This window comes from Saccharopolyspora antiqui (assembly GCF_052246905.1).
Taxonomy (GTDB): Bacteria; Actinomycetota; Actinomycetes; order Mycobacteriales; family Pseudonocardiaceae; genus Saccharopolyspora.
Genome location: NZ_JBQQBO010000003.1, coordinates 364,864 through 384,864 on the forward strand (window position 1 = coordinate 364,864; position 20,001 = coordinate 384,864).

A 20,001-nucleotide genomic window follows, 5' to 3' on the forward strand; every position below is an offset into this window, starting at 1 on the left:
GCCGAGGTTCGCCGCGGCGCCCAGGGGGGATTTCAGGGCGATTTCGCGCGAACGCTCCGTGCTGCACTGATCGGCCTAATGGGTTACGCCGCAGGGCGGCTGGAAATCAGCGGTATCTCGGCAATCGCATGGATGATTCCGATCATCCGTGGTGGATCGTCCACAGTGGGCGCCGCCGATTGGGCCGATCGGGTCGGTTGTCGGATCAGGGTCGCCCTGGGCGGAACCGGTGGCAGTCCAACCGCTACCCTGAATTTGCGTCAAGATCACTTTTCGCCGATCCGGCCGCGCGAGGTCACCTCCGCGTGATCCGGTCGGGTGCATCGTGGCGCGATGTGCGGAAATCCACTGGCTCACCGATCCGTGCACGGTGCGTTACGAAGGGGCTCGCAAGCGGGTGAACAGCCACGAGATTCCAGGCGGGAACCGGCCCGTTGAGCGCGTTTTCTCCTGCGGTACGCCGAAAGTGGCATGCCCGAACAGCCTATTCGCGGCGTGACGGCGACGGCAGTGCGAACACCGTTTCCGCCACTCCCGAACTCGCAACCACTACTTCTGGTCACCATGTCATGTTCTACTCGTACCTGCGTGCCGGGCCCAATCCGGCGCGTTGAGGTACCGGCCCGACGACACTCCGCGCAATCAGGGGTAAAGAGATGACCGCCATGCCACTGGAAACACTGGCGCAACTGGACGTGCTGGCGCAGGCAGAGGTCGGCACCGCTGGTATCCGGACCTGGATCATCGAGAACCTGCTGCCGCTGCTGCTGCTGACCGTCGCGGTCCTGCTGCTGTGGCTGGGCGGCGGCAAGGGCGACAACGCGGGTGTCATGCGCCGCGTCGGTGGGGTGATCGTCGCGTTGGCGATCATCGGGTTGGCCGTGAACGGGGCAGGCGTGAACATCGGCACGTTCATCGCCGGCCTGTTCAGCAGCAGCGGCGGGTGATCCGCGGTGCGAATACGGACCGACGACGAGATCTACCGGGTCGACGCGGTCTGGCTGGGCCCGCCCAAGGCGACGTTCCCGTGGCGGGCCCGCTACGTCGCCTGGGGAGTCGGAATCGTGGTGTTCCTGCTCGTGCTCGCCGTGGAACGCCGGATGAACATCGGTTTCAGCTTCTTCTCCACCGCGTGGGCCGTGGTCATCACGATCGTTGTAACTCGGATCATCTGCTCGCGGATCGGCCACGAACGACCGCTGGGTGCGGTAATGGTGATGTGGCTGCGCGAACTCACCGCGCCCAGGGAGAAGACCGCCGGTACGGGAGGAGCCGCCAGTGCGGCGCGGATCAGGGTGAGGGCGCAGCGGCCCCGTCCGAGGAAGTCCAGACGTGGCCGCTCGCAGCGGCAGCAGCGGCCCGTCCGGTCCACGCAGCCGGTCGCCCGCCGCACGGTTCCCAGCAGTCGCGCGCGTAGCAAGGAGGTTCGCGGTGTTCGGTCGCCGGCGAGGCCGTGAGCGCAACACGCACCAAGTTCCGGGTCCCACCCGCGGTTCGAACGGCAAGGTTCGCGGCGCCAAGGGCAAGCCGCGCAAACGCGGCCGGGGACTCGGCGACGAGCAGTCGATTCCCAGCTACACACCGTCGATCGCCGCGCGGTCCATCGACGGCCACCTGGTGCGCACCGGTCAGGACGTGTTCGCCTGGTACCGGCTTTCCCCGCAGCGCTGGTCCTTCCGCTCCGATTCGCAGCGCCAGGACCTGATCGCCGCGATCGCGGGCCAGTACGCCGAACTGCAGGGGCGCTGGATGCACCTGCGGGTGACCAACCGGCCGTACCCGATCCGGATGTGGGCCGAGGCGCACGTGCACAACGCGCGCAACCCGATGCCGGACGCGCCCGGCGCGCTCACCTTCGACGACTACATGGTCGGCGAGCAGCAGCAGCTGATGGGCCGCTCCATGGCGGAGAAAGAGGTCTACCTGGGTGTCCAGGTGCAGACCCGAAACGTGGTGGACCGGGCCGTCGAACGCGCCGCACCGCTGCTGCGCCGGGTCTTCCCGGAAGCGGTGGACGCCGAACTCGTCGCGCTGGACAGCGAGATCGATCACCTGGACCAGGTGATCGGCTCGGCCGGGCTGGACGGCCGGCCGGTGACCGCCGAGGAGATCTCCTGGCTGATGCACCGATCGTGCTCGCTGGGTCTGCCCGCACCGCGCAACCTGCCCGCGGTGCCCGGTGCGCCGTGGGAGCCCGAGGACCTCGCGTCCTTCACCGATGCCTCCGACATGCACCAGGACCCGTACTCGCCGACCGTGACGGTGCGCGGGCGCACCGGCTCGAACGCGGGCGTCACCCGGCACCTGGCGGTGCTCACCGTCGGGCAGAGCCACGGTCTGCAGATCCCGGAGATCGACGATCCTTGGATGCAGCACTCCGACCGGCTGCCCGCGCCGGTGGAGTGGTCGGCGCGGATCTACGTGCGGCGCCCCGAGGACGTCGGCGGCGAACTGCAGCGGCAGATGAACAAGGTGCGCTCCCAGGTGCGCCACTACACCGAGGAGCACGGTCTTGAGCCGCCCACCTCGCTGGCCCGGCAGGCCGGCCGGGTGCTGGAGGTCGACGACGAGATGACCTCCGGGTTCACCGCGCTGGCGACCCGGGTCAAATCCTGGTGGCGGCTGGCGGTTTCCGGCCCCACCGAGCGGGACGCACTGCGGTTGGCGCAGCAGATCCTCGACCTGTACAAGCCGAAGGTCGCCATCGAGCATCCCGAGGCGCAGTACGCGATGGCCCGCGAATTCATCCCCGGCGAGCCGCTGGCCAACAGCGCCTACCTGCGGCGCGGTTCGGTGGTGTGGGCGGCTTCGGCGGTGCCGCAGGCGACCGCGGAGGTCGGCGACCGGCGCGGCATCCTGCTCGGCGAGACCTGCACCGCGACCCGACGGCCGGTGGCCTGGGATCCGTGGATGGCGCAGGAGGTCCGGGACGCTTCCGGGCTGACCGCGATGGTCGCCGGGCTCGGCGGCGGAAAGTCCTTCCTGGGCGGCGGAATCGTCTACAAGACGCTGCGCGCGGGGGCGCACTGGACGCTGCTGGACCCCTCCGGTCCGCTGGCCGAGCTGTGCAGCCTGCCGGAGCTGCGGCCGTACGCCCGGCCGATCAACCTGCTCAACGCGCAACCCGGCATCCTCAACCCGTACCGGGTGGTCGCCGAGCCGGAGTTGGAGCACTTCGTCGACGAGGACGACCCGGAACGCAGCTGGCGGCGGGAACGCGCGCTGGCCGCGGCCACTCGGCGTCGGCTGGTGCTCGACGTGCTCAACGGCCTGCTGCCCTACGAGGTGGCGCGGTTGCCGCAGACCCGGATCGTGCTGCTGCGCGCGGTCCGCGCCGTCGGCGGTCGGCCGGATGCCCACCCGGGCATGGTCTTCGAGGCGCTGCGCCGCGACGCGAGCGAGCACCACGAACACGCGGTGGTGGTGGCCGACTTCCTCGACGAGATCCGGGAGCGGATGTCGCTGCTGATCCCGGAGGCCAACGCCGACCCGTACTCCGAGCGCCGCGAAGACCGGCTCACCGTGCTGACCATGGCCGGGTTGACGCTGCCCAAGGACGGGGTCGGCCGGGAGCACTGGACCGACGCGGAAGCGCTCGGCGTCGAGATGCTGAACCTGGCGGCCTGGTTGACGCAGCGGTCGATCTACGAGCGGCCCAAGAACGAGCGCAAGGGCGTGTGGATCGACGAGGCGTTCTTCCTCTCCGAGGTGCCGACCGGCCGGGTGCTGATGAACCGGTTCGCCCGCGACTCGCGGAAGTGGAACGTCCGGGTGCTGCTGTCCAGCCAGATCCCGGCGGACTTCCTGCGCATCCAGGGCTTCGTGTCGCTGCTGGACTCGGTGTTCATCGGTCGGCTGGACGACGAGCAGGCGCAGGCCGACGCGTTGCGGCTGCTCAAGGTGCCGGTCGGGGCCGGGTACGAGCAGGTGGTGGCGGCGTTGGGCCGCCGACCGGGCCCGGCCCGCAACAACACCGAGCGGGACCGTTCGCCGCGGCAGTTCATCTTCGGTGACGGCGCTGGCGGGGTGGAGAAGATCCGCATCGACTTCTCCGGCCCGCACCTGGAGCACCTGCGCAACTCGCTGGACACCACCCCGGCCGCCGACGAGAACGTCGAACGCCGGGCGCTGCGACCGGCCCAAGACGGGGCCAACTCCGACTCCAGCGCACCGGTGCTGCGCTCGGCCGAGGAGTATCCGGACGATTTCGAGTCGTTCGACGAGTTCGAGCTTGAAACGGTCGGCATCGGCTACAGCGATGACGGCAGCGAGCGCTCGACCCGCCGCCCGGGCGAGCGGGGTGGGGAAGACGTCCGGTGAGCGCGGCACTGCTGGTGATCGCACCGGCCGCGGTGCTGGTCGCGGTGCTGCTGCGGCGGCGCCGCCGGGGTCGTGAGCGCGAACCCGCTTTCGCGACTCCCAAGCGCCGCGCCCTCGTGCTCGTCGCCGGGCTGCTCGCGATCCAGGCACTCATCGGTGCGCCCGCGTGGGGGCAGGGTTTCGACTGCCGGGAGGCGCCGAACCCGGAGCGCCCCGGCTCCGGCATGGTCGGCGCGATCGACCCGGCGCCGATGGGCGTCGGGAACCCGGGCAGCGCCTACGACGAGGTCGGCTACGCCGGGCTGGTCTGGCACACCTACGACCTCGGCTGCGGTCCGCAAGGTGTGACCAACCCGAACGCGCTGGTCGACACCTGGGTCGGCAACGAGCTGTTCAACATCGCCAAGAACCTCGTCGGTGCCACCAACGGCCTGCACTACGCGCTGCTCAACGGCGATCTGATGGATCCGCTGGACGAGGTCATCGCCACCGGCACCGTCGCGCTCTACGACAGCGTGTTCACGCCGTGGTTCGGACTGGTCGCGCTGGTGCTGGCGATCGTGCTGTTCCGCTACATCTGGTCGGGCGACCTGGCCAGCATCGGCAAGCGCGGCATGTGGGCGCTGGCCGGGCTCTGGTTCGCCTCCGCGACCTACCTGACCCCGCTGGTCTACACGCACGCGCTGGACGACGTGGTGATCACCGGCACCTCGGCGGTGCAGGCCGGGTTCCTGCGCGAGGTCGGCGTCGACGAGAGCAATGCGCTGCCGACGCTGCTGCACGACCAGGTCGTCTACCGGGCCTGGCTGCGCGGCGAGTTCGGTTCGCCGGATTCTCCGCAGGCCCAGCAGCTCGGGCGCGAGCTGCTGCGCGCGCAGGCGTGGACCAAGCAGGAGACGAACGCGGGTCTCGACGCCGGTTCGCCGGAGCCGAAGAAGCAGGCGTTCGAGGACGTCGCCGGGCAGATGGGCAGCGCCTACGGCTACTTCCAAGGCATCGATGGCAGCCGCGTCGGCGCCGGGATGCTGGCGCTGGTGCAGGGTTTCTCCTACGCCTCGTTCCAGCTGCTGGCGAAGGCCACCATCCTGCTCGCGCAGGTGCTGCTGCGGGTGTTGATCTTGGCCGGGCCGCTGATCGGGCTCGTCGCGCTGCTCTACCACCAGGTGCTGCGCACCATCGGCCGGGTGGCCGGTGCCGCGGTGCTCAACGTGGTGATGATCTCGGCGATGGCCGGGCTGCACACCCTGATCCTGACCTGGATCTTCGACCCGCTGCGCGGCTTCTCGGTGCTGACCCAGATCCTGCTGGCGGCCCTGGTGACGATCGTGTTCCTGCTGGTCGGCAGGCCGATCCGGCGGATGGGGCAGATGGTCGAGCTGTCGGTGGGCACGGTCGGCCGCGCGGTGCCGCGCGCGCCGCAGGGGCTGTTCTCCCGGTTCCGCGGTCGCCGCCCCCAGTCCGAAGAGGACGGTGGCGACTTCTGGGACCAGGTGCGCGGCATGGATCCCGACGAGGAGTACGCCGCGCCGCAGCGAACCCGTCGGCGCAGTCGACCCGAGGCGCAGCACCCGTCGTCGATCGCGGCGACCGCGCAGCGGTTGGACCGCGATGCGTCGGTCGCGATGGCAGGCGGTGCGGGCGCCGCGCTGGCCGCCGGGCGGCGACCGGGCGGCGCGCAGGCGCTGCCGGAGGCGCGCAGCACCAGTCGAGTGGTCGATACCAACCCGGTGGCGGATGCCAAATGGGACGGAATGGACGAAGATCCGGTGCTGATCCCGTCCCGCGCGGCCGGTTCACCGACCCCCGGCCCGCCCGAACCACCAAGCCCGCGCCGCGCCGAGATGGAGGTCGTAGCAGGCCGCCCGGTCTACGTGATCTACCGGCCGTCCAGAGGACTGGAAGTGGCCGATGACTGAGGACTTGACGATGAACTCGTTTTGCGTGGCGGTGCGAGTGGCGGAACCTCAGGCGCCGTCTCGCTCCGGGATCCCCGACTCATGTATGTCCGATACACCACGTCGTGGCTGTCCTCCCGAGACGACGTCTGAGAACCCGCGGCGGTGCGAGTTGCGAGGGTGGGCTAAGCGGCTACGCCGCTTCGAAAACCCCTCTGAGCGGAAGAGGGGTTGCTGCTGATGCCGATCCGGACGCACCGCGGCCGAGCGGCGGTGTACCGCAGGTTGTGGGGCTGGCCGTTGCGGTCGCCGAAGCACCTGGTCGCCGCGGTGATCGCGCTCGCCGCGGTGGCGACGGTAATCGGCTTCCTGCTGCCCGAACCGCCCGCGAACACCAACATGGCCGCCCCGCGCAGCAGCACGGCCACCCAGCATTCCGCCGTAGTACCACCGAGTCGGACCAAGTCGCCGCCGACGATCTCGGTGCCGCCGGTCGCGCCGCCGCCGGTCGCCCCGGATCCGGCCGGGCTGGCCGCGGTCGAGGAGTGGGGCAAGGCGTGGGTGGATCATCCGGTCGGCGCCGACCGGCAGCAGTGGCTGGCCAAGCTCCGGCCGTACACCACCGACGAGTTCATCACCGAGATGGCGTCGGTGGACCCGAGCAACGCGGGCAACGTGATCACCGGCGCGGCCACCGCGATCAACTCCACCGCGGGCTCGATGGAGGTGCGTTTACCGACCGACATCGGCGTGCTGGTGATCACCGTGAACAAGACCCCATCCGGTTGGCGCGTGGCCCAGTACGACAAGGAGGGTTGACATGCGAAAACTCGTGGTTGCGATCGTCGTGTTCGCGGGTTTCGCAGGTCTGATCGGTATTGGCGCGGTGACCGCGCTGCTGGGCAGCGGCGGTCGGACGGGCTGGTCGGACTGCAGCGCCGGGCTCGGCCCGTGGGGTGACGGCGCGGGCCGCGGTGAGCAGGATGCGGCGACGCTCACCGACGAGTCGGTCGGCATCGCCAAGCGCATCATCGAGATCGGCGAGCAGCGCGGCCTGCCGCCACGCGCCTGGCAGATCGCGATCCAGGCGGGCAAGACCGAATCGAACCTGGCCAACGTGTTCCACGGCGACCGGGATTCGTTGGGGATCTTCCAGATGCGGCCGTCCATGGGTTGGGGCACCGTCCAGCAGGTCACCGACGTGGACTACCAGATCAACAAGTTCTACGACGTGCTGCTGGCGGTGCCCGGCTGGCAGGAGATGCGACCCGGCGACGCCGCCCAGCGGGTGGAGCGGTCGGCGTTCCCGCTGCGCTACCACAAGTGGGAGCCGATGGCCGCGCACCTGGTGAGCGTGGAAGGCAACGTCGAGGGTGTCAGCGCTTGCGGGAACCTGCCCGGTGCCAGTGTGCTGGCCCAACAGGCGATCAGCTACGCCCAAGCCCAGCTCGGCAAGCCCTACGTGTGGGGCGCGGCCGGGCCGGACTCGTTCGACTGCTCCGGGCTGACGCAGCAGGCCTGGAAGGCCGCCGGAGTGGAGATCCCGAAGTATTCCCAGACGCAGTACTTCCAGGGCGGCGTGCACGTTCCGCTGTCCCAGGCCCAGCCGGGCGACCTGGTCTTCTGGGGCTACGGCCGGGATCCGAACGGAATCCACCACGTGGCGCTCTACCTGGGCGACAACGAGGTCCTGCACGCTCCGCAACCAGGCGAGTCCGTCGAGGTGGAGAAGCTGTGGGACGGCGGCCAACTGCTGCCCACGGTGGTGCGCCCGGCCGCCGACACGCCGCCGCCGGCCGCTCCGGCTCCAGCCGCCGGGGGCCAGCGGTAGGTAAGAATGGCGGCGGCCTGCTGACCTTCGGAAAGGGTTGATCATGTTCACGCCAGACCCGATTCCGCGGCCATCCGGTCCGCCCGCGTCGAGCACTCCGCTCGGGGACTACCTGACCCGCGCCAGACTCGGTGTGGACGCCGGTTACGCGGTGCTGCCGCGGTCGTTGGCCGAGGCCATGCCGCTGCCGTGGCAGCAGCAGATGAGCAATCTGCTCGCCGAGTTCCACCAGGCCTTCGGACATCTGCAGTGGCCGGTTTACCGGGTGGTCCCGTCCCGCTACGAGCGGCTGGTGGACCTCGACGACGACCAGCTGGCCGAGGTCGGCTGCACCGTCGAGGTGGGCGACAACGGCGACCTGGAATACCGGATGCGGGACGGGCGCCGGATCGACAAACCGGAGACACAAAAGGTGCTGGTGTCCTGTCTGGACCCGATTCCGCGGCAGGGTCCGGGCGGCCCGCAGCCGACCCCGGCCGCGCCGCCACCCCCGGCCTGGTGAGTGGTTCGGACATCCCGGTCGTCTCACCGCTCGGTGCGTGACAGGTGCGCGGACTCGTGCGAGGCTCGAAGCATGGGCGGCGGAGGTTGGTACTTCTGTTTGAAGCATCGGCAGGTCGAGTCGAAGGCGGGTTGTCGCGCGGCTGAGCGCCTGGGGCCCTACCCGGACCGGGAGACCGCGGCCCGCGCCCTGGAGATAGCCGAGGAGCGCACCAAGGAGGCCGACGAGGCGGACCGACGCTGGAACAGCGAGGACTGAGCTCGTGGCGGCGGCGGGAACTCCACCGGGTGGCACTGGAGCTGCCGCCGCTTTACCTCCCGGCCGAGCCCGGCCGGAACTGGGGATGGATTTCTCGGCGATCCGCACCGAGCTTGGGTTGCCCGTCGACTACCCGACCGCTGCGCTGGTCGAAGTGGAGCAAACCGTCGCGCAGCCGGTGCTCAACGGGGCACGGGTCGACGCCACCGACTTGCCGCTGGTCACAGTGGATCCACCGGGGGCCAAGGATCTCGACCAGGCGGTGCTGGTGCGGCGTCGGCGCCACGGGTTCCGGATCCACTACGCGATCGCCGACGTCGCCGCGTTCGTAGTGCCCGGCGGTGCGCTGGACGTCGAGGCGCGGCGGCGCGGGCAGACCCTGTACCTGCCGGACGGCAACGTTCCGCTGCACCCGACTCGGCTGTCCGAAGACGCCGCGAGCCTGCTGCCCGACCAGGTGCGCGCGGCCGTGCTGTGGACCATCGACCTGGATTCCGATGGGCTGCCGGTGGGCGTCGACGTCCGCCGGGCGCTGGTGCGGTCGGTGGCGCAGTTGGACTACGACTGCGTGCAGCGTTCGCTGCGGCTCGGTGTCGCGCACCCGTCGATCGAGCTGTTGCCGGTGGTGGGGCGGCTGCGCCGGGAGCAGGCGGTGCTGCGCGGCGCTATCGAACTCGTGCTGCCCGAACAGCAGGTCGAGTCCGACGGTGTTGGTGGGTGGCGGTTGGCGCTGCGGCCCCGGTTGGTGGTCGAGGCGTGGAACGCGGAGATCTCGCTGCTCACCGGGATGTGCGCGGCCGAGATGATGCTGTCCGCCGGGATCGGCGTGTTGCGCACGGTGCCTGATCCGGAGCCGGAGACGGTGGCCGGGTTGCGCCGCTCAGCGGCCCGGCTCGGCGTGCACTGGCCGGTGGACACCCCGCCTGCCGCCGCGCTCGCGGGGCTCGACCCGATCCAGCCGGAAGCGCTGGCGGTGCACGTGGCGGCCACCCGTTTGCTGCGCGGTGCCGGGTACACCGCCTTCGGTGACGGCGCACCCGCGAAGGCCAACCACGCGGGCATCGGCGCCTCGTACGCGCACGTGACGGCGCCGCTGCGGCGGCTGGTCGACCGGTACAGCGCCGAGGTGTGCCTGTCGGTGGCGTCGGACCGGGAAGTACCCGAGTGGGTGCACGCGGCGCTGGCCGCGCTGCCTTCGGCGATGGGCAGTTCCGACCGGGTGGCCGGGCAGGTGGAGCGGGCCTGCATCGCGCAGGCGCAGGCCTGGTCGCTGGCTTCGCGGGTAGGTGAGGAGTTCGCCGCGACCGTGCTGCGCGTGCCCAACGGTTCGGCTGGCGAGGTGTTCGTGGCGGATCCGCCGATCATCGCCCGCTGCACGGGCACCGGGCTCAGCGAAGGCCAGCGGGTCCGGGTGCGGCTCGTCGAGGCCGACCCGGCGCGCCGCGACGTCGCGTTCGAAGTGGCCTGAAGCACACCTCGCGATGGTGGCGGTTTCGCTGTCTCAGGTCGATCGTGGTGTTCCTATGCTCGGATTGTGGCGAAAGGGGCCGGGGTGGCTGACGTGCGTGAGATGACCGTCGGAGTGCTGGGTGGCACCGGGGCGCAGGGCCGCGGACTGGCGATCCGGTGGGCGAAGGCTGGTTTGAAGGTCGTGATCGGCTCGCGCAACGCCGAACGTGCCCAGCAGGCGGCGAAGGAGATCAACGAGATCGCCGGCGGTGACGTGACCGGCCAGGACAACGCCGGGTGCGCCGCGGCCTCGGACATCGTGCTGGCCGCGCTGCCCTGGGAAGGACATGCCGAGACGCTGAAGTCCCTGGCGGCGGAGCTCGCGGGCAAGATCGTGATCGACTGCGTCAATCCGCTGGGCTTCGACAAGTCGGGCCCGTACGCGTTGCCGGTGCCGGAGGGCAGTGCGGCGCAGCAGGCCGAGCAGCTGCTTCCGGACTCGCGCGTGACGGCGGCGTTCCACCACGTCTCGGCGGTGACCCTCGCCGACCTCGGGGTCAGCCACGTCGACCTGGACGTCCTGGTGCTCGGCGACGACCGCGAGGCCACCGACGTGGTCCGCGAGCTGGCCAACGTGATCCCCGGGGTGCGCGGCATCTACGGCGGTCGGCTGCGCAACGCCCACCAGGTGGAGGCGCTCACCGCGAACCTGATCGCGATCAACCGCCGCTACAAGGCCCACGCGGGACTACGCATCACCGACGTCTGAGAACCCGCGGCGAGGGTGGGCGGCGATTTCGCGAGAGATCGACTTCACGGCTGGATGAACGGACATTTCTCGCGAAATTGTCAGCTTGCTCGGGTGGCGGGACCCTGATCGGCGGAGGTGGTCGCGGTGCTGCCGGAGGAAGCGAGCTGCTGGAGCGATGACGAGCGGGAGCGGGCCGACGCCCTGTTCGACGGCCACACCATCGTGGTCAACGTCCGCAAGGGCGGGCCGCACAAGCACCTGGTGCCGTGGCTGGTGGATGCGGGCCTGCTGACCTACGTCGGGCACGCGGGCTCGCGGCATTCCTGGCCGGAGTCGGAGTTCGCGAACCCGTTCCTGACGGAAGCCAAGACCGATCGGGAGGCGATGGTCCGGCACTACGAGCTGTGGTTGGACGAGCAGCCCAACCTGCTGGCCAAGCTGCGCGAGGGCGAGCTGGCCGGGCGCGCGCTCGGCTGCTGGTGCGCCCCCAAACCCTGCCACGCCGACGTCCTCGCCAAACGAGCCGGGTGATGCGACGAGGTGAGGGGCACCCGTGACCCAGTTACTTGGTCACGGGTGCCCCTCACTCTTCACCTGAATGGCCCGGTCACATCTCGGCGCGGCGGCCGCCGTCCACTGTCCAGGCGGCCCCGGTGACGTAGGAAGCCTTGGGGGACAACAGGAATGCGGCGACCGCGGCCAGCTCCGCCGGGTCGCCGGAGCGGCGCAGCGCAGCTTTGTTGATGGCTTCTTCCTGGGCCTTCGGGTTCTTGGCGGCGAGTTCGCGGGCGCGTTCGGTTTCGAAGCGGCCCGGCAGCAGCACGTTGACCCGGATGCCGCGCGACCCGACCTCGTTGGCCAGGTCCTTGATGAAGCCCTGCGTCGCGGGTCGGGCGACGTTCGAGCTGGCCAGCCCGGTCAGCGGCTCCGCGCCGGAAGTGGAGGTCAGCACCACGATCGAGCCGCCCTCGCCGAGTTCGGCGGCGACCTCGCGGGCGATCCGGATGGGGGCGATCGCGGCGATCTCCAGGCCGCGGCGCAGCGTGTCGTCGTCGAGCTTGCTGGGCAGCCCGGCAGGCGGACCGCCGTGGCTGACGAACAGCCCGTCCAGCCGCCCGAACTGCTCGCGCGCGTAGTCGATCAGGCGGCGCGGCGTTGCGGAGTCGGTGATATCGGCGGCGAGTCCGCGAGCACCATCGCCCAACGCGGCGACGGCAGCAGCGGTGTTGTCCTCGGACGAGGAGGACACGACGACGTTGGCGCCCTCGTCGACCAGCGCGCGGGCGGTGGCGAAACCGAGCCCCTTGCTGGCACCGGTGACGAGAAAGCAGCGACCAGACAGATCCAGATCCATGCCCAGAACCCTAATCCGCGCCAGCCCACACCCGAAACCTTCCACCATGCGGAACCCGCTGTCGGGCAGTTCTATCGAAGCGTCCGGCCGGGCCTCGACCGCTGCGGGCAGGACGGGCGATTTCGCGCGAAATCGCCGCCCACCCCACGGCAAAGCGCCGATTTCGCGCGAAATCGCCAACACCGCCACCCGCACCGGTGCGCGAGACAAGGCAGGCACTGGAACTGACAAGGTGTTCCGTCCGGTTCGGTGGTGGAGATCCTGGTCGAAACCGCCACCGGGCCCTGTGTCGGGACTTCGCATCCGGCGGCGGGCGAGCCTAGGGTGGGGTCATGGTCAAGGCGCAGTTCGGGACGGAGACCTCGAAGCGGGGCGAGTGGGTGCGGCAGGCGAACCGGTTCACCGAGCGGATCACCGCGGACGGTTCGTCCGGGTGGCCGGTGCAACCGGACCGGTACCGGCTGGTGGTCAGCCTGGCCTGCCCGTGGGCGCACCGGTCGGTGATCGTGCGCCGCCTGCTCGGGCTGGAAGACGTGCTGTCGCTGGGAATCGTCGATCCGGTCCGCGACGAACGCGGCTGGCGCTTCACCCTCGACCCGCAGGGGAAGGACCCGGTGACCGGGATCTCGTTCCTGTCCGAGGCATATCTGGCCGCCGACCCCGAATTCGACGGCCGCTACACGGTTCCCGCGGTGCTCGACGTCGCCGAGCGCAAGGTGGTCACCAACGACTACCCGCAGCTGACCCTCGACCTGTCCACGGAATGGGCGCAGTACCACCGAAACGGCGCCCCGCAGCTGTACCCCGAACACCTGCGCGCGGCGATCGACGAGGTCAACGCGGTGGTGTACGCGGATGTCAACAACGGCGTCTACCGCTGCGGTTTCGCCACCTCGCAGCAGGCCTACGAGGAGGCCTTCGAGCGGCTTTTCGCCCGCCTGGACTGGCTTTCCGAGCGCTTGGCCGATCGCCGCTACCTGGTCGGCGACGCGATCACCGAGGCCGACGTCCGGCTGTTCACCACGCTGGTCCGCTTCGACGCCGTTTACCACGGCCACTTCAAGTGCAACCGCCAGAAGTTGGCGGAGCTGCCGGTCCTGTGGGCGTATGCCAGGGATCTGTTCCAGACGCCGGGTTTCGGCGACACGGTCGACTTCGACCAGATCAAACGCCACTACTACGCCACCCACCACCAGATCAACCCGACGGGCATCATCCCGGCGGGCCCGGACTCCTCGGGTTGGCGAACCCCGCACGGCCGAGAAGCCCTCGGCGGTACGCCGTTCGGCACCGGAACGCCGCCCAGCTGGCCGCCGTTCGGGTGCAGATTCCGCAACCCGCCAACTGACGCCGCCGAGCGCCGTATCTTCGATCTTCATGGTGGTCGGCCAGGGCAGTTCGACACCCGCCGAACCCGAGCCGTGGCACGTCCGGATCTTCGACGTCACCGCGAACGTGGTCCTCGGATCCGGTGTGCTGCTCGGTGGGCGGCAGGTGCTGACCTGCGCGCACGTCGCCAACGCCTGCGAACCCGACCGGCTGCGGGTCGACTTCCCGTTCAACGCCGAGCGCGACCCGTGCGGCGTGCAGACCGTGCGCGGTTCGGACGGGAGTTCCGCCGATGTCGACCTGAGCCTGCTGGATCTGGCCGAGTCGCAACCGGAATCGTGGTCGGCCCCGTTGGCGGCCACCCCCGGGGTACCGCGGGATTCGGTGGTGTGGGTCTACGGCCATCCCAAGGACGGCACGGACAGCCGCTGGGTGCGGTTGCAGGTCGCGGGTCCGACCGCGCAGGGCCGGGTGCAGTTGGACGCGGACCCGCACGCGCGCGTGGTGGTGCCGGGCTTCAGCGGGGCCGCGGTGTGCGCCAACGACAACAACGCGGTGCTCGGGATCGTGGCGATGACCGACCCGAACCATTCGCAGGGCCTGGCCTGGATGATCCCGATCGAGACGATCCGCGAACACCTGCCGGTGCAGGAGTTCCTGGTGGCCGAACCGCCCCGGGTGAGTCGGCGGCGTCGGTTCGGCCAGCTGGAGACGCGGGTCGAGGACCTGCGGGACGCCGAGATCGAAGCTGAGCGGCAGCAGTACGCCAGCCGCCGGGTGTCCCCGGTGCGGCCGTTGGCGAAGAAGGCGTACGCACTGCGGATGCAGCTGACCGGGCTGCGCAGGCAGGAGCACGAAGCGCCGGGTTCGGTCCCGCTGCACGAACTCGAAGCCCTGGAACGGACCGTGGAGCAGGCGCTGGACGTGTTGGCGCTGCGGCGCAGGCGCTGGGACGAGCTGATCGATCAGCCGGAGTCGGGTGTCACCACGTGCCGTCGCCCGGGATGTTCGGGTGAGGTCGAGGAAACCGGGTTCTGCGACACCTGCGGCCGTCGGCCGGAGAGCCGCCGAGTGCCCCAATCCGCGATCCCGAACCCGTCGGACCACTGGACCTGCGCGAACCTGATCGAGTTGCCGGTGCTGGACTTCCCCGACCCCGGCGACCGGATCATCCGCGATCCCCGGGTGCCCGAGCACGAGCGGTTCTGCGGCAAGTGCGGGTGGGCGGTCGGGCGTGCCACACCGGAGAAACCGGGACTGGACAAGGGATTCTGCCCGCATTGCCGAACCCCGTTCTCCTTCGTGCCGAGCCTGCGCAACGGCGAATGGGTCGGCAACAACCGCTACCGCGTGCTGGGTTACCTGGCGCACGGCGGGTACGGCTGGATCTACCTGGCCGAGGACACGAACCTGCATGGCCGTTACGTCGCGCTGAAAGCGCTGATCGACCAGCAGGGCGAGCACGCGGCGGCCGAGTTGCTGCGCGAGCTGCAGTACCTGACGAAGTTGGATCACCCGAACCTGGTTCGCGCGCTGGATTCGTTCCGGCACCAGGCCGCGGGGGAGGAGCCCACGGACTACATCGTGATGGAGTACGTGGAGGGCGTGCAGCTGGCCGAGCTGCCGGAGTTCCAGCAGCGGGTCGATACCGGGGCCGCTCTGCCCCGGATCGCCGAAATCGCCGCGTACGGCTGCGAAATCCTGGCCGTGTGCGAATACCTGCACCAGCGGGACCTGCTCTACACCGACATGAAGCCGGAGAACGTGATCCGCAGCAGGGACCGCATCAAGATCATCGACCTCGGCGGGATCCGACCCGTCAACGACCAGGTTTCGGCGGTGCTGACGTCGGGATTCCACGTGCCGTGGTCGGAGATCGAGCAGTACGGCTTGTCGGTGGGCTCGGATCTGTACTCGGTGGCCAAGACGTTGAAGGAAATGGCCAGGTGGGGCACCGACGGCGGGGCGGAGCTGGATTCCGGCATCGAGTCGTTCCACTGCGTCTTGGACCGCGCGCTGCAACCAGATCGTCAGCGCCGGTTCGCCTCGGCTGAGGAGATGGCCGACCAGCTGAAAGCCGTGCTGCGGGAGATCTTGTCGTTGCGCGATCACCGGGCGCGCCACGAGGCGTCCCGGTACTTCCAGCCGATCGCGAGCCTGTTCGACGCCGGGCTCGGTGTGGTACCTCCGCTGGAAACCTGGACCCGGCAAGGTGGTGCGCTGCGTGACTTCGGCAGGCCGAGCCCCGAACAGGTCGCCCTCGACCTGCCCAGGCCGAACATCGATCCGGCCGACCCGTATGCGGGTTATCTCGCCCGGGTCAGCGGTAGCGACCCGGGTCGCATCACCGGCCGATTGCCCGAGTCGCCGGAAAGTCGGCTGCTCGAATGTCGGATCCGGCTCGCCTCCGATGTGGACGGTGCGCAGCGGTGTCTGGAGCAGGCCCGGGAGTTCCCGACCGTGACGCAGTGGCGGCTGGACTGGCATGCCGGGCTGATCGCGCTGGTCCGGGACCAGATCGCGGTCGCGCGAAGGCATTTCGAGCGGGTGCACGCCGTGCTGCCGGGCGAGATGCTGCCGAAGGTCGCGATGGGCTTCTGCTGGGAGCAGCAGGACCGGGTGTCCGACGCGCGACGCTGCTTCGAGGCGGCCTGGTGGCGGGATGCCGCACCCGCCTACGCCGCGTTCGGACTGGCCCGCATGTGGCTGGCCGAAGGGCAGCGCGCGGAAGCGGTGCGGGTGCTCGACGAGGTTCCCGAAGTCTCGCGCCACTACGACGCCGCCCGGATCGCCGCGGTGCGCGCGCTCACCACCTCCTTGGGCGATGCGGCGCGCCCGACGGCCGAGGACTTCCGGCAAGCCGCTCGTCGCCTGCGGGATCTCGAACTGGACGACGCGGCCGCCCACCGCCGGTTGACGACGTCGGTGCAGCAGGCCGCGTTCGACTGGCTGAAAACCGCGGAATCGGGCGAAGTCCTGCATCGCGGCGGCGAGATCCTGGGTGACCCGCCGGACGAGCCGACGCTTCGGGACCTGCTCGCCGAATCATTCAGCGCGCTCGCTGAACAGGCCCGCGACGCTGACGAGCACGATGCGCTGATGGACGGCAAGAACACGATTCGTCGCGTGACCTGGTGGTGAGGAGGGCGAGATGGACCAAGAACCGGTCTGGATGCGACTGTGGCAGGACCCTTATCTGACCGCGCAGGAGCGGGTCGTCCGGGTGCGGGTGGCCGTCACCGTCGCGGAGCCGGGCCCGCCGCTGCGGCTGCGGATCCGCCTGCGGCTGGCCAGGCGGGTGCGGTCGGTGCGGCAGGTCGAACCGACGGCGGACCTGACTGCGCGCCTGGTCGGTGCGATGGGCAGCGTCGAACTCCCGCTGGGTGCGGGCTGGTCGGGTGACCGCGAGTACGAGATCGGCTTCGACATCGATCCGTCCGCCGGTCCGCATGGTGAAGACCTGCAGGCCGCCGTGATCGAACTCGGCGAGGTGACCGACACCGGGTTCCGGCGAATGGGGCGGGGCAAGGCGGTTCGGGCGCACTGGTCGGATCCACCCGGCCCCCATCCCGCCACGTCGACCCGGGACGGGGGTGAGCTCGGCAACGCGATCTGGGCGGGTTGCGAGGCGTACGAGGCCGGTGATCTGGAGCGGGCGCGGCGGCATTGGCAGCTGGCGCAGAACCTGGCGCGGCGTTCCGGCGACGAAGACAGCCTCCGGCGGCTGAACCGGTTGGTCGAGCCGGATTGGCTGCGGCCGGATGACCTCATCGAGGCGGGCCGGGTGCAGGCATCGGCCGAACTGTCCGCTGCGGCGCAGGTGCTGACCTGCCCTGGCCCGGATTGCGGCCGTCCGGCGGCGGAGTCCGACGAGTTCTGCGAGCAGTGCGGGCGGCCGTTGCGCGCGGTTGGCGCGACATGAGCAACGCGCCGGTCAGCCGGACTTGGAGATCCCTGACGATCTGGTGCGCCATCCTGCTGGTGTTGGTGTTGCTGGCAGTGCTCTCGTCGTTCTGGTACTTCCGCGAGGTGCACGGCACCGCGGAATCCATCCGGGACCGCGACGGGGTGATGATCGTCGACGTCTCGGTGGCGCGCAACGCCCTGGTCATGGCGAACGGGGCGGCGATCGGCAGCTTCTACTCCGGGCAGGCCAGGTTGGCAGGCCCCGGCCAGGACTACTACAGCCAGATGTCCATCGTCAGCCAGAGCCTCACCCAGGCGGCGGAGTTCAACTCGCTTGACCGGCGCGGTAGCGATGCGCTGCAGACCGTTGAAAGCCTGCTGGCGTCCTATTCGGACTCGATCAACCAGGCGGGCGCGTACTTCCGGGCCAACGACGATCTGCTGGCCACGGTCGCGCTGTGGAACGCCTGGCGAACCCTGCATGACGACGGCGCGATCCTGGGCAAGCTCCAGGAACTGCGCGACGAGCAGCACGCCCTGCTCGGCGCCCAGGTCCGCGACGGCCTGGGCACCACCTGGAAAACCAGCCTGTGGTTGGCGGTGAACGGGGTGGCGCTGTTCGGGCTGATCGTCGTCCAGGTCTACTTCCGCCGGAGGTTCCGACGGGTGTTCAACGCGCACTTGCTGATTGCCAGCGCTGTGCTGGTGGCCCTGTGCGCGACGACGGGCTATGCGGTGGCCAAGGCGAGCGAGGATGTCGTGCGCACGGCCGGGAGTCTCGATCTGGTGCTGCGGCCGAGCTTCGCCGAGGCCCCGTACGACCTGCGCGAGTACAGCAGGAACGCCTTGGCGGCGATGGTGAACGCGCATTGCGGCATCCAGGACGGCAGTTGCGGCGAAACGGTGGGCAAGCCGCAGTACCTGCCGCGCGTTCCGCAGCCGGAGCTGACCAGTGATGATCATGGTCTCGCGGCCGTCGACAAGGACGAGCGAAACGCTCAGCAGGCGATTCGAGGCGCGGCGCAGCGGTCGGATTGGTGGCCGATCTTCCCGCTGGCCGGCGGCCTCGGGCTGCTGTTCGTGTTCCTCGGATTCCGCCCGCGCCTCAACGAGTATTGGTTCAGGAAGCTATGACCCACGGCAAGCTGCGCTGGTTGGCGATGGTCGTCCCGCTGCTGCTCGCGGCCTGCACGGCTCCGGAGGCCGGGCAGCCGAGCGTCACGGTGCTCGCCTCGTGGACCGGGGTCGAGGAGCAGCGCTTCCGGCAGGTGATCGACGCGTTCGAGCGGGAGACCGACATCACGGTCAACTACCAGGGAACCCGTGCGCTGGAGCAGGTGCTGCTGGCCGATGTGCAGAAGGGCACGCCGCCGGATGTGGCGATCGTGCCCAGCCCGGGGGAGTTGCAGCGCTTCCTCGACGCGGGCCTGCTGCATCCGATGGGGGATCAGCGACCCGACGAGGACTACTCGTCCCGCTGGTGGAGCGTGCTGCGGCTGGGCACTGACCTGCGGTACGCGGTGCCGGTGAAGGCCGATCTGAAGAGCATCGTCTGGTACCACCGCTCCGGGCCGGAGCTGGCGCCGCAGACCTGGGAGGACATGCTCGAACTAGCTGCGGAGCCCGGGTCGTGGTGCATGGGGATGGGCGCGCCACCGGTGTCGGGTTGGCCGGGCACCGACTGGATCGAGGACATCCTGCTCCAGCAGTCCGGCGTGGAGGCCTATCGGCTGTGGGCACAGGGCGAGTTGTCGTGGCAGCAGGACCCGGTGCGGCGGGCCTGGCAGGCGTGGCGGCAGATCGTCGGCGATCCGGCGGCCATCGGTGGGACCGCATCGGCCCTGCTCACCGACTTCGGCGATGCGGGCAGCGGCATGCTGGCCGATCCACCGCGGTGCTCCTTCGACCACGCCGGTTCGTTCGTGTCGAGCTATCACGACAGCGCGGACCTGGATTTCTTCTGGTTCCCGCGCTTCCCGGACCAGCCGAGCAGGCAGCAGCCGATCGTGACGGCGGACCTGGCGGTGATGGTGAAGGCGTCACCGGAGGCCGCCCCGACCCCGGAGGCCGTCGCGTTCATGAACTTCCTGGCTTCGGAACGCGGCCAGCGGATTTGGCCGTCGCAGCCCGGCAGCGGGGCGTACTCGGTGAACCTGGGTGCCGCGGGCGACGAAGCGGCCAGCGGCGATGCGCGCATCACCCAGGCGCTCAGCTACCCGAGCCAGATCTGCCTGGACGCCTCCGACCTGATGCCCGCCGCGATGCGCAACGCCTTCTACCGCGCGGTGCTGGAGTTCGTCCGCGACCCGGATCGCATGGACGAGATCCTCGCCCAGCTCGACCAGGTCCAGGGCGAGCTGAAAAATCGCGGCGAAAGCTGGGCCCGCTTCTCCTGCGGCTGAGGTC

General features: G+C 69.9%; 16 protein-coding genes and 1 pseudogene. 16 read left to right on the forward strand and 1 reads right to left on the reverse strand.

Features of this window, described 5'->3' with window-relative positions; genetic code table 11:
* Window positions 1-656 precede the first annotated feature (656 nt).
* The 11 genes from ACTWQN_RS08650 to ACTWQN_RS08700 all read left to right on the forward strand — a co-directional run bounded on the left by ACTWQN_RS08650 (window position 657) and on the right by ACTWQN_RS08700 (window position 11,537).
* Window positions 657-947, forward strand: a complete 291-nt coding sequence (locus tag ACTWQN_RS08650) for a hypothetical protein (RefSeq protein WP_443202816.1) — start codon at window positions 657-659, stop codon at window positions 945-947.
* 6 nt (window positions 948-953) lie between these two features.
* A complete protein-coding gene (locus tag ACTWQN_RS08655; protein ID WP_443202817.1) occupies window positions 954-1,457 on the forward strand; it encodes a hypothetical protein in 504 nt (167 codons plus the stop codon).
* On the forward strand, window positions 1,432-4,320 hold the full coding sequence (locus ACTWQN_RS08660; RefSeq protein ID WP_443202818.1) for an ATP-binding protein: 2,889 nt from the start codon (window positions 1,432-1,434) through the stop codon (window positions 4,318-4,320). Before ACTWQN_RS08655 ends, ACTWQN_RS08660 begins: the two co-directional genes overlap by 26 nt.
* Entirely contained in the window at window positions 4,317-6,236 is a 1,920-nt protein-coding gene (locus ACTWQN_RS08665) for a hypothetical protein (RefSeq protein ID WP_443202819.1), read from the forward strand. Before ACTWQN_RS08660 ends, ACTWQN_RS08665 begins: the two co-directional genes overlap by 4 nt.
* Window positions 6,237-6,455: 219 nt before the next feature.
* Complete coding sequence (locus tag ACTWQN_RS08670; RefSeq protein WP_443202820.1) at window positions 6,456-7,034, forward strand: hypothetical protein; 579 nt, start codon at window positions 6,456-6,458, stop codon at window positions 7,032-7,034.
* Window position 7,035: 1 nt separating this feature from the next.
* Window positions 7,036-8,046, forward strand: a complete 1,011-nt coding sequence (locus ACTWQN_RS08675) for a C40 family peptidase (RefSeq protein ID WP_443202821.1) — start codon at window positions 7,036-7,038, stop codon at window positions 8,044-8,046.
* Between the two features lie 43 nt (window positions 8,047-8,089).
* On the forward strand, window positions 8,090-8,548 hold the full coding sequence (locus tag ACTWQN_RS08680) for a hypothetical protein (RefSeq protein WP_443202822.1): 459 nt from the start codon (window positions 8,090-8,092) through the stop codon (window positions 8,546-8,548).
* A 72-nt stretch (window positions 8,549-8,620) separates the two neighbouring features.
* Window positions 8,621-8,806, forward strand: coding sequence for a hypothetical protein (locus ACTWQN_RS08685; protein ID WP_443202823.1), 186 nt, complete (start codon window positions 8,621-8,623; stop codon window positions 8,804-8,806).
* Between the two features lie 4 nt (window positions 8,807-8,810).
* Window positions 8,811-10,274: an RNB domain-containing ribonuclease gene (locus tag ACTWQN_RS08690; RefSeq protein WP_443202824.1), complete on the forward strand. Its 1,464-nt coding sequence runs from the start codon at window positions 8,811-8,813 to the stop codon at window positions 10,272-10,274.
* Window positions 10,275-10,358: 84 nt separating this feature from the next.
* Window positions 10,359-11,024, forward strand: a complete 666-nt coding sequence (gene npdG / locus ACTWQN_RS08695) for an NADPH-dependent F420 reductase (protein ID WP_443202825.1) — start codon at window positions 10,359-10,361, stop codon at window positions 11,022-11,024.
* Between the two features lie 126 nt (window positions 11,025-11,150).
* Complete coding sequence (locus ACTWQN_RS08700; RefSeq protein WP_443202826.1) at window positions 11,151-11,537, forward strand: DUF4326 domain-containing protein; 387 nt, start codon at window positions 11,151-11,153, stop codon at window positions 11,535-11,537.
* 76 nt (window positions 11,538-11,613) lie between these two features.
* Here the strand turns inward: ACTWQN_RS08700 and ACTWQN_RS08705 are convergent, their stop codons facing one another.
* Window positions 11,614-12,360 (reverse strand): SDR family NAD(P)-dependent oxidoreductase, encoded by a 747-nt coding sequence (locus ACTWQN_RS08705; RefSeq protein WP_443202827.1) that lies wholly within the window; start codon window positions 12,358-12,360, stop codon window positions 11,614-11,616.
* A gap of 332 nt (window positions 12,361-12,692) precedes the next feature.
* Between ACTWQN_RS08705 and ACTWQN_RS08710 the strand changes: the two are divergent.
* The 5 genes and pseudogenes from ACTWQN_RS08710 to ACTWQN_RS08730 form a co-directional block, all read left to right on the forward strand.
* Window positions 12,693-13,676: pseudogene (locus ACTWQN_RS08710) on the forward strand (glutathione S-transferase family protein); the annotation flags it as partial.
* A gap of 61 nt (window positions 13,677-13,737) precedes the next feature.
* Window positions 13,738-16,830, forward strand: coding sequence for a tetratricopeptide repeat protein (locus tag ACTWQN_RS08715; RefSeq protein ID WP_443202828.1), 3,093 nt, complete (start codon window positions 13,738-13,740; stop codon window positions 16,828-16,830).
* Window positions 16,831-16,840: 10 nt separating this feature from the next.
* A complete protein-coding gene (locus tag ACTWQN_RS08720; RefSeq protein WP_443202829.1) occupies window positions 16,841-17,611 on the forward strand; it encodes a hypothetical protein in 771 nt (256 codons plus the stop codon).
* Window positions 17,608-18,729, forward strand: coding sequence for a GlnX family signal transduction membrane protein (locus ACTWQN_RS08725; RefSeq protein WP_443202830.1), 1,122 nt, complete (start codon window positions 17,608-17,610; stop codon window positions 18,727-18,729). The genes ACTWQN_RS08720 and ACTWQN_RS08725 overlap by 4 nt, the downstream gene beginning before the upstream one ends.
* Window positions 18,726-19,997, forward strand: coding sequence for an ABC transporter substrate-binding protein (locus tag ACTWQN_RS08730; RefSeq protein ID WP_443202831.1), 1,272 nt, complete (start codon window positions 18,726-18,728; stop codon window positions 19,995-19,997). The genes ACTWQN_RS08725 and ACTWQN_RS08730 overlap by 4 nt, the downstream gene beginning before the upstream one ends.
* Window positions 19,998-20,001: the final 4 nt, after the last annotated feature.